The organism is Roseibium sp. FZY0029 (assembly GCF_036350355.1).
Classification (GTDB): domain Bacteria; phylum Pseudomonadota; class Alphaproteobacteria; order Rhizobiales; family Stappiaceae; genus Roseibium.
Genome location: NZ_JAZDVZ010000004.1, coordinates 206,934 through 220,444 on the forward strand (window position 1 = coordinate 206,934; position 13,511 = coordinate 220,444).

The 13,511-nt window shown below is 59.6% G+C and carries 13 protein-coding genes and 1 tRNA gene; 8 read left to right on the forward strand and 6 right to left on the reverse strand.

From position 1 onward, the window contains the following. Nucleotides 1-2: 2 nt before the first annotated feature. The 3 genes from ggt to V1T76_RS12550 all read left to right on the forward strand — a co-directional run bounded on the left by ggt (nt 3) and on the right by V1T76_RS12550 (nt 3,994). Complete coding sequence (gene ggt / locus V1T76_RS12540) at nt 3-1,748, forward strand: gamma-glutamyltransferase (RefSeq protein WP_330560998.1); 1,746 nt, start codon at nt 3-5, stop codon at nt 1,746-1,748. Nucleotides 1,749-2,070: 322 nt separating this feature from the next. Next, nucleotides 2,071-2,856, forward strand: a complete 786-nt coding sequence (locus V1T76_RS12545) for a ThuA domain-containing protein (protein WP_330560999.1) — start codon at nt 2,071-2,073, stop codon at nt 2,854-2,856. Nucleotides 2,857-2,926: 70 nt separating this feature from the next. Further along, nucleotides 2,927-3,994, forward strand: coding sequence for a Gfo/Idh/MocA family protein (locus V1T76_RS12550; protein ID WP_330561000.1), 1,068 nt, complete (start codon nt 2,927-2,929; stop codon nt 3,992-3,994). 273 nt (nt 3,995-4,267) lie between these two features. On the opposite strand, the gene V1T76_RS12555 is transcribed toward V1T76_RS12550, so the two are convergent. The 3 genes from V1T76_RS12555 to V1T76_RS12565 all read right to left on the reverse strand — a co-directional run bounded on the left by V1T76_RS12555 (nt 4,268) and on the right by V1T76_RS12565 (nt 6,456). Further along, on the reverse strand, nt 4,268-5,299 hold the full coding sequence (locus tag V1T76_RS12555) for an urea transporter (RefSeq protein ID WP_330561001.1): 1,032 nt from the start codon (nt 5,297-5,299) through the stop codon (nt 4,268-4,270). 508 nt (nt 5,300-5,807) lie between these two features. Continuing rightward, entirely contained in the window at nt 5,808-6,179 is a 372-nt protein-coding gene (locus V1T76_RS12560; protein WP_330561002.1) for an excalibur calcium-binding domain-containing protein, read from the reverse strand. 202 nt (nt 6,180-6,381) lie between these two features. Further along, a tRNA-Gly gene (locus tag V1T76_RS12565) sits at nt 6,382-6,456 on the reverse strand. A gap of 244 nt (nt 6,457-6,700) precedes the next feature. Here V1T76_RS12565 and V1T76_RS12570 point away from each other — a divergent pair. From V1T76_RS12570 to V1T76_RS12585, 4 genes are all read left to right on the forward strand, one after another. Beyond that, nucleotides 6,701-7,222: a prolyl-tRNA synthetase associated domain-containing protein gene (locus V1T76_RS12570; RefSeq protein ID WP_330561003.1), complete on the forward strand. Its 522-nt coding sequence runs from the start codon at nt 6,701-6,703 to the stop codon at nt 7,220-7,222. Between the two features lie 139 nt (nt 7,223-7,361). Continuing rightward, nucleotides 7,362-8,375 (forward strand): thioredoxin, encoded by a 1,014-nt coding sequence (trxA, locus tag V1T76_RS12575; protein ID WP_442970118.1) that lies wholly within the window; start codon nt 7,362-7,364, stop codon nt 8,373-8,375. Nucleotides 8,376-8,460: 85 nt separating this feature from the next. Then, nucleotides 8,461-9,138, forward strand: coding sequence for an LON peptidase substrate-binding domain-containing protein (locus tag V1T76_RS12580; RefSeq protein WP_330561004.1), 678 nt, complete (start codon nt 8,461-8,463; stop codon nt 9,136-9,138). A 41-nt stretch (nt 9,139-9,179) separates the two neighbouring features. Further along, entirely contained in the window at nt 9,180-9,371 is a 192-nt protein-coding gene (locus tag V1T76_RS12585) for a Trm112 family protein (protein WP_330561005.1), read from the forward strand. A gap of 165 nt (nt 9,372-9,536) precedes the next feature. Here the strand turns inward: V1T76_RS12585 and V1T76_RS12590 are convergent, their stop codons facing one another. Beyond that, nucleotides 9,537-9,833, reverse strand: coding sequence for a YggT family protein (locus V1T76_RS12590; RefSeq protein WP_330561006.1), 297 nt, complete (start codon nt 9,831-9,833; stop codon nt 9,537-9,539). 227 nt (nt 9,834-10,060) lie between these two features. Between V1T76_RS12590 and V1T76_RS12595 the strand changes: the two genes are divergently transcribed. Beyond that, entirely contained in the window at nt 10,061-10,861 is an 801-nt protein-coding gene (locus V1T76_RS12595) for a MipA/OmpV family protein (RefSeq protein ID WP_330561007.1), read from the forward strand. Between the two features lie 349 nt (nt 10,862-11,210). On the opposite strand, the gene V1T76_RS12600 is transcribed toward V1T76_RS12595, so the two are convergent. Beyond that, on the reverse strand, nt 11,211-12,038 hold the full coding sequence (locus tag V1T76_RS12600; protein ID WP_330561008.1) for a pentapeptide repeat-containing protein: 828 nt from the start codon (nt 12,036-12,038) through the stop codon (nt 11,211-11,213). A 442-nt stretch (nt 12,039-12,480) separates the two neighbouring features. Then, the gene (locus V1T76_RS12605; RefSeq protein WP_330561009.1) at nt 12,481-13,494 is read right to left on the reverse strand and encodes a patatin-like phospholipase family protein; all 1,014 of its coding nucleotides are present in this window, start codon (nt 13,492-13,494) and stop codon (nt 12,481-12,483) included. Nucleotides 13,495-13,511: the final 17 nt, after the last annotated feature.

Genomic DNA, 13,511 nt, shown 5'->3' on the forward strand with positions numbered 1-13,511 from the left:
CCATGAAACATTTTCTCAGATCCAGCTTTGCCGCCGTTTCCATGGCAGCAACGCTCGTTGCCGGCCTCACGGCACCCCTTGCGGCGCAGGAAACGCCCATCTACTCGCTGAAAGACCGTTTTCAGCCGGAAACGGCGCAGAACGGCATGGTTGCCAGCCAGGAGGCCGTCGCAAGCCGCGTCGGTGTCGACATCTTGAAAAAAGGTGGCAACGCAGTCGATGCCGCAATTGCCACCGGCTTCGCGCTTGCTGTCACGCTGCCCCGGGCGGGCAATCTGGGTGGCGGCGGCTTCATGATGATCCACCTGGCGGAAGGTGGTGAAACCAAGGCGCTCGACTATCGGGAAAAGGCACCGGACGCTGCCTTCAAGGACATGTTTCTGGGAGAAGACGGCGAGCCCGACAATGAGAAGTCCCGCTTCTCCGGACTTGCTGTCGGCGTGCCGGGCACCGTTGCCGGTTTTGCCGAAGCCTTCGAAAAACACGGCAGCGGCAAGCTGACCTGGGCCGAGCTCGTTACGCCTGCGATCGATCTTGCCGAAAACGGCATCGAAGTGACGCCGGACCTTGCCGCCTCGCTGACCGCATCCGCAAAGCGGCTGCTGAAGGACCCGGCAACGGCTGCAATCTTTTACAAGACCGGCGGCTTGCCGTTCGTACCGGGAGAGACCCTCAAGCAGGCTGACCTCGCCGCCACCCTGAAGGTCATCGCCGACACAGGCGCGGCCGGATTCTACACCGGTGAGATTGCCGAAAAGATTGCGCAGAAGGTACAGGCGGCCGGCGGCGGCATGACCAAAGACGATCTGGCCGGTTACAAACCCGTCTGGCGCGAACCGGTTACCGGCAGCTATCGCGGCTATGAAATCGCATCGATGCCACCGCCCTCATCCGGCGGCGTCCACATCGTGCAGATCCTCAACATGCTGCAGGATTATCCGCTGGCCGAATATGGCCCGAATTCCGCCGACAGCATCCATGTGATGGCCGAAACCATGCGACGCGCCTATGCCGACCGCTCCAAATATCTGGGCGATCCGGATTTTGTCGAGGTTCCGGTGAAGGGCCTGACCGATCCGGCCTATGCGGCGGAACTGGTCAAGACCATCAAGATGGACGCGGCTACACCCTCGGTTGACGTGAAACCCGGCGACCCCTTCCCCTATGAAAGCAACCAGACCACGCATTTTTCCGTTGTCGACAAGGACGGCAACGCCGTCTCCAACACCTACACTCTGAACTTCTCCTACGGCGTCGGCCTCACCGCCGACGGCACCGGCGTGCTGCTCAACAACGAGCTGGACGACTTTTCCGCAAAGCCGGGCGTACCCAATGCCTATGGCCTCGTCGGCGGCACGGCCAACGCGGTCGAGGGCGGCAAGCGGCCTCTGTCTTCCATGAGCCCGACGCTTGTGTTCAAGGATGGCAAGCTGTTCCTCGCGACGGGTTCGCCCGGGGGCAGCCGCATCATCACCACCACGCTGCAGATCATTCTCAACGTTGTCGACCACGGCATGAACATCGCCGAGGCAACGGCCGCCCCGCGCATCCACAATCAATGGCTGCCGGATGAGATCCGCATCGAGGAAGGTCTTTCGCCGGACACCATCCGGCTTCTGGAAGAGCGCGGACACAAGGTGGAAGTCAAGAACGCCATGGGGTCGACTCAGTCGATCATGCTCGTTGACGGGGTTCTGGCCGGGGCCTCCGACCCGCGCCGCCCTGGCGCTCTCGCCGCCGGCTACTGACGCAAAGCGTCTCCAGTTTTGTGCCCCGGGCCCTCTTCGAGTGTCCGGGGTTTTTTCATGCCTGAGCCGAGTTGTCCGGCCCCGCAGGCAAAACGGTGTCGCCTTCAGACCCCTTGGCATCTCGCCAGGATATACAAACTGCCGGTTGGCAATCGCCAAGAAGCGGCAACTGTGATCGAATATTACAGCCCCTCCGATTGACAGCATAAAACCCCGGTGATAGCGCTATCCAAAGCGCTTTGGAGGAACTTTCGAAGGAAAGCGCTTCAGTTCTGAACTTGCCAACAATTCTGCCAACATCTGAACAACGGGAGAGGCTGACATGCCGATCAGAGCCGTGGTCTGGGGCGAAAACGTCCATGAACAGCACAACAAGATCGTCGCCGGTGTCTATCCGGACGGCATGCACCAGTGCATTGCCGACACGCTGAATACCGATCCCGAAATCAACGCCACCACGGCAACTCTTCAGGAGCCCGAACACGGCCTGACGAAGGAACGTCTTGCCGAAACGGACGTGCTGCTGTGGTGGGGGCACGCCGCCCATGGCGACGTTTCCGACGAGGTGGTCGAGCGGGTCTGCGACGCTGTCTGGTCCGGCATGGGCATGGTGTTTCTGCATTCGGCCCATTTTGCAAAGCCGTTCAAGCGCCTGATGGGCAGCCCGTGCAACCTCACCTGGCGCGAGGCCGGAGAGCGCGAGCGCCTGTGGGTTACCAGCCGCAACCACCCGATCACCAAAGGTCTGCCGGACAGCTTCGAGCTGGAAATGGAAGAAATGTACGGCGAGCCCTTTGGCGTGCCGGAACCGCTGGAAACGGTCTTCATCAGCTGGTTCCAGGGCGGCGAGGTGTTCCGTTCGGGCCTGACCTACAAGCGCGGCGCAGGCAATGTCTTCTATTTCCGCCCGGGCCACGAGACCTATCCCACTTATCACGATACCCATGTGCAGACGGTGCTGAAGAACGGCGTCAAATGGGCCTTCAACCCGATGGCCCGGATCGCCGATCCGAACGCTGCCCCCAATGTGCCGGTGGAAGCGGCACCTGAAAAGATCGAGGAGCGCGGCCCCAAGCTTCACGCCAACGGCGAAGAAGGCTTCCGCTGATCCACATGCCTTTCCGGACCGGCAGCTTTTGGCCGGTCCGGCCTGTCCCCAAACGCTGAGGAAGACCCCCGTGACCTCTGCTGCATCCCCTCTCCGGATCCTGATTGTCGGAACCGGCAACATGGCGCGTACCCACGCGGATGCCTTTTCGAAAATCGACGGCGTTGAAATCGTCGGCGGCGTCGACAGCCGCCCGGACGTTCTCACCCAGTTCTGTGACACTTTCGCCATTCCGAACCACTTCGCGACGCTGGACGAGGCAATCGCCTGGGGCAGCTTTGACGCCGCAGCCAACGTGACGCCGGACGCTGCGCACCATCCAACTACGATGGCCCTGATGAAGGCGGGCAAGCACGTTCTGTGTGAAAAGCCGCTGGCGACCAACGCTGCCGACGCCCGCGAAATGGCGGATCTGGCCCGCTCTCAGAACCTGATCGGCATGGTCAACCTGAGCTATCGCAATGTCGCCGTGCTGCAGAAGGCGGCAGAACTGGTGGCAGAAGGCGCCATCGGCAGATTGCGCCACTTCGAGGCTTCCTACCTGCAAAGCTGGCTGACCCAGCCGGCCTGGGGCGACTGGAAAACCGAAAGCCAGTGGCTTTGGCGCCTGTCGAGTGCACATGGCTCCAAAGGCGTTCTCGGCGATGTGGGCATCCATATCCTCGACTTCGTCATCTTCGCCGCCGGCAGCCCGGTGAGCGAACTTTCCTGCCGGCTGAAGACTTTCGACAAGGCCGACGGCGGCAAGATCGGCGAATACACGCTGGACGCCAACGACAGCGCCACCTTGCAGGCGGAACTGGAAAACGGCGCGCTCGGCACAATCAGCGCCACAAGGTTAGCCTCCGGCCATCTGAACGACCTGCGTCTGCGCCTTTATGGCGACAAGGGCGGCCTGGAAGTGCGTTTCGAAAAGGGCATCGAAGGCCTGCGCATCTGCAAGGGCGAAGATCTCCCCTCCGCCAAATGGACCGACATCGAGGTTGGCCCGGTGCCGACTGTCTACCAGCGCTTTGCCGCCGCGATCCTGACCGGAGCCCCGGCAGACCCGGACTTCGAACACGGGGCCCGGCTCCAGGTCGCCCTTGACCTCGCCGAACGCTCACACGCGGAAAACGGCTGTTTTCTGAAAGTCTGAGACTGACGTCATGAGAAAGGTGAGCGGAGCAGTTTTGCACCGCTCACTTGACAGCCCTTCCGCCGTCATCCCGGACGCAGCGAAGCGAAGATCCGGGATCGGAGAGCCCTTGATCTGGCAGTCTCGAGGAACAGGAAAGCCTCTCGCCTCCCGGCTCGCGCGACGCTTGGCCGGGAGGACGATAAAGAGGCTAGAGAAGGGTGACAGGCTGGTCGGAGGTATAGACCTATTCAAGGCATCTCGGCCTGCAGGGAGCCTAACCTGTTTGCCGGCTCAGCCTCTCTGCAACGCCTTAAGATAGCGCCTGCGGTTGGCCTCCGGCGTAACCGCATCAGCAGGCGCAACCGGTACAAGGGCCGCAAATCCGTTGACGCCGATCAGCATCAGCCAGGTCACAATGACAAAGGTTGAGGTCAGCACCGGCATGCCGATGGGCTCCAGAAAGATCGCGACGGACGCCCAGAGCCAGGTCGACACGACAACGCCAAACAGTGTGTAGAGCGCGGAGGCTGGCGTCAGCACCAGGAAGAAGCCCCCGAGCGCGATTGCCGTCAGGGCGGCGTTATAGCCGAAGAGACCATCGCTGATCGCCCCTTCCGGCGCGCCGTAAACAACGGCGACAAAGGCCGCTACATTGGCTCCGACCAGCGCCATGATCGCGCTGATGCGCGAATTCACGGCGATACCGAGCACAATCAGATATCCGCTGATCCAGTTGTCCTGAAAGAAGATCTGGCCGATGGCATTACCGATGCCCTTGTACCAGGTTGCCAGAGTGTACTGGACCGTGCCGTCATACTGGGTGGGCGACACGGGCTTGGCGAGCGGACCGGCATCAATGCTGTGGAACTTCAGAACCGCAAACAGGAACAGCCAGCCGACCAGTACGAACGGCATCGTCAGCGGCGCGACCCTGTGGGGGCCGAGCAGGTTTGCAAGGCTGGTGAAAACCATCGCCGTCATGGCGGAGCCGAAAGCGATATAGACCGTCAGATAGACGGACGGCACAGCACCGTAGTGAAAATCCACACTCGTAAACGCTATCAGCGCCAGCGCGACAAGCGCTCCGTTGAAACCGAACAGGCCATCGCGGATCAGCCCCTTGTCCGCCTGCAGCAGCACCGCCGTTGCGGTGGAAACCACCACGCCGAAGACGGCAATGGCGCCATAGATCGGCGAATTGAAGAAAAGCGCGCCCAGGATGATCAGTCCCGAGACCGGATTGTTCTGAAACACCACCTGCCCGATGCCGCGCAGGCACCAGTCCGCAAACCCGAACACCGGATGATCCTTCAACGCGGTCATGCCTTTCCCCCAACTGCAATCGGCATAACGGCACGGTAGAGCAAATCGCGTTTAATCGGAATCGCTTTTCGCCGGCTAAGAATCAGGGGTTTCGATGGAAAAACGATGCAGGATATTCTTGGATAAACGCGACACGCTCCAGCACGGCCCGGCAAAAGGCGCGGAACAATTGGATGCGATGAGACCCTTTTTCGGAAAGCCGAGCCCCAACCGCCAAACACCCGGTAAGAGCATGTTTCTTTCGCGCCGGTTGCCACTGGAACTGCAGCGGAACCGAAAGGCTCCGCTGCAGCCAAGTTGGATACTTGAGGCAAAGCAAAAGGCGGAGGCCACCGGTTCAAGGCGCCTCCGCATAATGCCCGCTGACATTACCCCCCGAGCCCCTGCAACTTCGTTCAGTCCGCAAGGCGGGTTTGTATCAATGTTTAGACGAACCTCGAAATACTGCCGCAAAACACGGATTTTTGCCTGGAACATCAAGCCAAAGAACTCTGAGCTGCCTCGACATCTAACGCGGCCATGGTTCACATGCGATCCCGTCATTGTCAGCATCGTGTTTCGGCCAATAACCAGGTTCGCCACGAATTGCCGGTGCCAAGCCAACTGAACGTGCTGCATCGCAATTCGGAGCAGACGCAAGGTGCAGCAAGGTAACGCTTCGGGACCAGGGACTGAAGAATGGCAGCGCCCAATATGTGAGCGAAAGAAACGCCAGAACAAATGCCAGCGTCAGCAAAGGCGCCCAGGCGCTGAAAGCCTGCGAAGAACGATCCCGAAAGCTTTTGGACGACACTTCGCGGAACCGACTTTTAAGCCGCAAAGCTTTTTCGTCTGCCGTGCTGCGGTCTGTCACTCGCATGTTGCACAAGATCTTGCTCATGTCACATCGAATTTGTTTTCGCCAAGACCAACATACTAGGGGGAGTATGATTTAGTTCCGATTGCGCATTTTGTTCGATTTTTAGCGAACCTGGGTCTTAGGTCTGATGATCTGACGGCCGCACGGAAATGTCATTGAAGATCAAGAAACAAAAAAACCAGCATTCTTTCGAATGCTGGTTCTTCGGACCGTTCGGTCGAATTGGAGCGGGCGATGGGATTCGAACCCACGACCCCAACCTTGGCAAGGTTGTGCTCTACCCCTGAGCTACGCCCGCATAGCGTCCCTGGTCCGTGGCGGTGACCGCCTCGGCGTCGGTGGCGCAGTATATGAACTATGCTGAGACGGATTGCAACACCGAAATTGAAGAAATTTTTCTAGCCGACGAATTGTGGATTTCCTGTGAAATCAGCCTCGGAAAATCGCAGATTTCTGCCGCTTTTTCTGCAACCTTCCTCTTGTGGCCAATAGCCAAATCGCGTTAGACAGCGCAAAAGCTCTCAAAATTCTCAGGAAAACTCATGCCGGCGACACGCGACGACCTTCTGGCCTTTTTCGAGGAACTCGGGATCCCTGTCACAACCGTGGATCACGAGCCCGTCTTTACCGTTGCCGACTCCGGCGATCTGCATGAGCGCATCCCCGGCGCCCACACCAAGAACCTGTTCGTGAAGGACAAGAAGGGGCGGCTGTTCCTGATCGTCGCCCTGCATGATGCGGAAATTGACCTGAAGAGAGTGCACCAGATCATCGGCGCACAGGGGCGCGTGTCTTTCGGCAATGCGGATCTTCTGATGGAAGTGCTTGGTGTGGAGCCCGGGTCGGTGACACCGTTCTCGCTGATCAACGATCGCGAGGCTCAAAGGGTGACCCCCGTCTTCGATGCGGCGATGATGCAGCATGAGGTGCTGAATTATCATCCGCTGAAGAACAACGCGACGACGACTATCTCCTCGGCCGATCTTCTGAAGTTCGCGTCGGCCTGCGGCCACACGGCGCAGGTACTTGCGGTCAGCGATGAGGCCAAGGCGGCAGGGCTTTAGTCGCCCGCTCTCATCGGCAGGGAAAGGCGTTTGTAATTCGCGCCCAGTGGCTCCATGTTATGGGCCAACTCAACCATTTAACGGCATTCACTTTGAGCCGGAATGCCCCAGGCACCGGCGGTAGATTTCGAGGCGGCACATGAGCAACGGCAATTACAGCATCGGCGGCCAGGTCGGCGGCGGCTTTGGCGCCAGTATGGGCGGCGGTTACGGCGGCCAGTCTGGCGGCAGCATGGGTGGTGGCAGCATGGGTGGCGGCGGCAACGGCGGCGATGCCCCGGCAGGCGATCTCATCTTCGACGTGACCACGCAGACCTTCATGGCCGATGTCATGGAAGCCTCGCGCCAGCAGCCGGTTTTGGTGGATTTCTGGGCTCCCTGGTGCGGCCCGTGCAAGCAGTTGACACCGATCATCGAAGCTGCAGTGAAGGCCGCAGGCGGCCGCGTGAAGCTGGCCAAGATGAACATTGACGATCATCCGGAAATCGCCGGCCAGATGGGCATCCAGTCGATCCCGGCTGTGGTCGCCTTCAAGGACGGCCAGCCGGTGGATGGTTTCATGGGCGCGCAGCCGGAAAGCCAGATCCAGGCATTTATCGAGCGCGTTGCCGGTCCGGCCCCGGTCAGCCAGACCGACACCTTTCTGGAGCAGGCCGCAGAGTTGTTGCTGGCCAAGGATTACGCGCAGGCAGCCCAGCTTTTCGGCGCCGTGATGCAGATGGAACCGGACAATGTGACCGCGATTGCCGGTCTCGCGCAGTGCTATCTGGGAGCCGACGATCTGGATCGCGCCAAGCAGGCGCTGGAACTGGTTCCGGAAGAAAAACATACCGACGAAGCCTATGTAGCTGCCAAGACGGCGGTGGAACTGGCCGAACAGGCGGCATCTCTGGGTGACCTTGCAGAGCTTCAGGACCGTATTGCCAAGGATCCGCTCGATCTGCAGGCCCGGTTCGACCTTGCCCTCGGCCTCAATGCCAAGGGCAACAAGGAAGGCGCCGTAGACCAGTTGATCGAGATCGTCCGCCGCGACCGGGAATGGAACGAGGACGCCGCGCGCAAGCAGCTTCTGCAGTTCTTCGAAGCCTGGGGCTTCAAGGATCCGGCCAGCGCCTATGGACGCCGCAAGCTTTCCGCCGTTCTGTTTTCTTGACGACTGCCGCAACTGACACACATTTAGGAAACAGCACGAAGCTGGCAGTCATGCTGCGATAAAGACGAAAAAAGAAGGCACCGGAATGCAGGCGGGAAATGCGATTTATGAAACCATTGCGGATCTGCCGCCGATCCTGCCCGTGTTTCCACTGTCCGGAGCCCTGCTGCTGCCCCGGACACAGTTGCCGCTGAACATCTTCGAACCGCGCTATATCGACATGGTGGATGCCGCATTGGCCGGTAACCGCCTGATCGGAATGGTGCAGCCGTCTCCCGACCGCCAGTCGGACGATCCGGACAAGCCGGCCCTCGCCAGCATCGGCTGCGTCGGCCGCCTGACCAGTTTTCAGGAGACCGGCGATGGCCGCTACCTGATCACGCTGCAGGGCGTCACGAGGTTCGCCCTTGGTCGGGAGGTTGAGGACTTCAGCAAATTCCGCCAGATCGAGTGCGATTTTTCCGCCTTTGCCCACGACCTCAAATGCGGCCAGGGCGAGGAAGACGTCGACCGGACAAGTCTGCTCAGAACCTTGCGCGACTATCTTGACGCCAACAATCTGGAAGCCGACTGGCAAAGCGTGTCGGAAGCCGAGACGGAAGTGCTGGTGAACGCGCTGTGCATGATGTGCCCTTACGGACCGCAGGAAAAACAGGCTTTGCTGGAAGCCCGCGATCTGAAAACCCGTGCGGAAACCCTGATTGCCATCACCGAGATGGATCTGGCCCGCACGCAAAACGATGGCGGCACCACTTTGCAGTGATTGGATTGATCATGGCGCCCCAACCCGAAAGACACCCCGACATGACTGAACCCACCGAACGCCCGGTAGACCGCAAGCTGCTGGAACTGCTGGTCTGCCCCGTGACCAAGACCACTCTCGAATATGACGCGAATGCCAGGGAACTGATCTCGCGCACCGCCAGGCTTGCCTACCCGATCCGCAACGGCATCCCGATCATGCTGCCGGACGAAGCGCGCAAGCTGGAAGACTGAAACGCCTCAACAGCAAAAAGCCCGGGCGGCCGACCCGGGCTTTCAAATACTGCGCCGCCTTTCCACCATCCGGACGCGGGCGCATCCGGCATGCCCTTTTGGTAAAAAGCAGAACACGCGACGGGACGCCCGGACGAACCGCCCGGGCACGCTGCGAGAGACTCGTCAGTAGCCCCGGAACATCGGCAGGATGTTCAAGATGATCAACTGGCGGACGAAGATGATCAGCAGCAGCAGAATCACCGGGGAAATGTCGACACCACCGAGATCCGGCAGAAACCGCCGGATCGGCCTGAGGGCCGGCTCCGTGAGGTTGTAGAGAACCCGGCCGATGGTATTGATGATCTGATTGCTCGAATTGACGATATTGAAGGCATAAAGCCAGGAGAAGATCGCGCTGGCGATGATCACGTAGGTGTACAGTTCCAGGGCGAGCAGTATCACGTTGAAGAGTGCGGTCATGGTCCGGTCCGTTGCCGTTCGAAATCTGGTCTTGCCCTCATGTAGCTTTCTGACAGCCCCGCCGCAAGACGGCAGCGCCCCTGACGTTTGATTGTGCTTAAGCTTTGACCCCGCGATGGGGCGATGCGGAAATGCAACAGTCCGGCAAAACCCATTCTCCTTAGGGTTTGTATAAGCACTTCTCGTGCTATCTTCCTGGCAATGGAATTCCTTTACTGGTGGGTTGAATGTTCAAGTTGATGACGCGCGCTACGCTGGCGCTGGCTCTTAGCGCTGTGTCCGGGGCCGCTCTGGCGCAAAGCGGTGACTTGTCCGAAGAGGACGCAAACCGTCAGTTCGTGGTTGATCTTGGCGCTGGCGCCATTGTCAAGCCGCGGTACGAAGCTGCGGATTCCTACCTGGTCTACCCGTTCCCGATCATTTCGGTCGGCCGTTTCTACTTCCCGGGTCTTGGCCAGGTGGTCGACGGCCGCCGCAAGTCCGGTGTGTTCTTCTACCCGTCTTTCAACTTCATCGGCGAGCGCAAGGCCAGCGACAGCACCGACCTGACCGGCACCAACACCATCGACTGGGCACTTGAACTCGGCCTCGGCGGCGGTTTCCGCACCGAGCACTTCCGGGCTTTCGCAGAGTTGCGTCAGGGCATCAATGGGCACACGGGCCAGGTTGGTCAGCTTGGACTCGACGGCATCGTCTATCCTGCGGAGAAGTGGGAAATCAGTGCTGGTCCGCGCGCAAGCTTTGCCTCGGACGAATACATGGACACCTATTTCGGCGTGACTTCGTCGGAAGCTGCCAACAGCGGCGGGCGCCTGACAAAGTTCAACCCGAGTGCCGGCTTCAAGAGCGTCGGTCTGGCCGCACGTGCCAGCTACGACTTCAGCGACGACATTCGCCTGCACCTGCAAGGCGGTTATGACCGGCTTGTCGGCGATGCAGCGGACAGCCCGATTGCCAAGAACGGCAGCGAAAACCAGTTCAGCATCGGTGCTGGTGTTACCTACCGCTTCGCTTTCGACCTGTTCTAGAAGCATAACGCGAACTGTGGAGCTGGCGGCTCTTCGCCAAAGACAGGCGTCGACAAGGCGGTGACGCCCGTCACCTGAAGGCGATCGACCGCTCCAGGCGTCACAAGCGTTCTCTGCCATGCTCTGCCATGTCTCAAGCTGCTGCTGGCCCTGACGGGGCAGCAGCAGTTTTCATTTGACCGGAAGATCTACCCGCGACCGGAAGAATTTGGGTGCGAAGGAATTGCCGCAGCTTCGCGACCGGAGCAGCCGCGCCACGCACTGAAGCTCTATTGAACGATGACGCTGGCCGGGGCAAGGGCGGGCACGCTTTGAACAGACCTTGATCTGTTCATCTGCACCTACGGGATTACCAGGCGCAGGGAACCAGTTCGATACCGCGCGGCAACTTGGTGTTTTCGTCACCACAGGCCCCCAAAATGCGCTTGGGGTCGAGATTATAGGCACCGGACAGATCGGCACCGGCAAGACGGGTACGCCGCAGCAGAGCCCCGTCGAAATCGACACCTGTCAGATTGGCGCCTGTCAGATCTGAACTGACCAGACGCACGCCGGTAAAATCCGCTCCCGAAAAATCCGCATTGTGGGCCTTGACCCTGTCGAGCTTGGCCTGGCGCATGCGGGTGTTCTGGAAGTTCGCGCCATTCAGGTCAACGCGCTCCAGATTTGCGTCGTCCATCTTGGCGCCCTTGAAGGAGGCCTTGTTCGCCATCGACCGGGTGAACAGGACATTGCGCATGTCCGCGCCATCAAAGATGGCTTCATTCGCCTCGACCGTGTTCAGGTCCCCGTCCCGAAGGTCGGCATCCTGAAAATTCGTCTTGTTCAGATTGGCTTTTTCCAGATCGACGGAGCGCATGTTCGACCCGGAGAAGTCGCTGCCGGCAAAATTGGCCCGTTCGGCTTCCGTCCGCCGGAAATCGGAATTCTTGAAATTCGCGTTCGGCAGCACCGCTTCCTTCAGGTCGACCTCCCGCAGATTGGCACCGCCAAAATCTCCGTTTTCAAGAACCAGACCGCGGAGTTCCGCCAGCCCGAGATCGCAACGCGGGCAACCGCCCTTTTCCTTGATCTCGGCCATGCGTGCTTCGTCGCTGCCGGCCTGCGCGCCACTGACCACCAGCAGAGCCATTGCGCCAACGCAGCCTGCAAGAACCCGGGTCACCCTGTTTTTCATCGCGAATCCCTTTGCCAATCTTGTCTAAACATAGGTCGCACTTGTGGCGGTTGAAGGACTGTATCCGATCAGAAGATTGAAAAAGTGAGAAAAATCGGCAGATCCAGGTCACATCACGGCGATCCTTTGCCGCATGCGGGACTTCCTGACCTCAGGAGAAGAGAGGAAGGGAGGGAAGAAGCAGGCGGGGTCGCAGATGCCCGCTCCTTCCGTCCATCTAAGCGCTGACGACGCACTACCTGACAATCAGCGTGCCAATCAAAACGCAAAACCCTTGCCAGTTTGATTTCAGCGCATTGCAAACCATATCTGGCCCTGGCAGGAGCTGACGGCACAAGATGCTGACTATGTTTAGACTTTGTTCACGCCTGCTGCATTGCATTTTGCAACGCCACATGCAAACACGGCTAACAGATGGTTAAGAAACCTGGGGGCCTGGCCGTCAGGATATCTCGCCCTTGACGTCAATCGTCGAGCGCTTGCCGATATCGTCGTAATGCCGCTCGAGCCACCCTTGCGCGGTCTTGCGCCCAAGCTCCTTCAAGTCGGTCAGAAACGCCCATTCGGCATTCAGTTTTGACGAGGCTTGCAGTGGCTTCAGTTCGCCGGCGGAAATCCGGTGCATTTTCACCTGCATGTACTCCTCGCTCGACAACTTGCCTTCCTCGATGAGACGCGTCACGAAATCGATCGCCCTCAGCTCGCGCAGCAGCGTGGAATTGAAGGTGATCTCGTTGAGCCGGTTGACGATCTCCCGCGCGGTCTTGGGCACCTTGCGCCGTTCGATGGGGTTGATCTGAATGAGCATCACATCCGGCGTGTCCGTGTCGTAAAACAGCGGATAGAGCGGCGGATTGCCCATGTAGCCGCCATCCCAATAAGGCTCGCCATCGATTTCCACCGCCTGAAACACCTGTGGCAGACAGGCGGACGCCATCACCGCGTCCAGCGTGACTTCCTTTTCGCTGAACACGCGGATCTTGCCTGTGAAGACGTTTGTCGCCGAAACAAAGATCTTCATGTGTTCGCATGCGTTCACCCGGTCGAAATCGACCGTCTTTTCCACGACATCGCGTAGCGGATTGGCGTTGAGCGGATTGAATTCATAAGGCGACGCGAACCGCGTCAACACATCGAAGAACAGATAGCTGGGCGAATGATCCAGGCTCCACTCCCCCAGGAAGACGTCCAGCGGCGACCGCTGGATCGGGCTGTATTTGGCCTGCTTGCTGACTTCGTACCAGAAGGCTTCCAGATGTTCGCGAGCCCCCTCTGCGCCGCCCTGCTGCATGCCGCTGGCCAGAACAACCGCATTCATCGCACCGGCGGACGTGCCGCTGATGGCGTCGATTTGCAGGCGCTTGTCTTCCAGGAAACAGTCCAGAACGCCCCAGGTAAAGGCACCGTGCGCACCGCCACCTTGAAGGGCAAGATTTATCTTCTTCGGCCCGGCCATGGCGGTTCCTTTGTTTG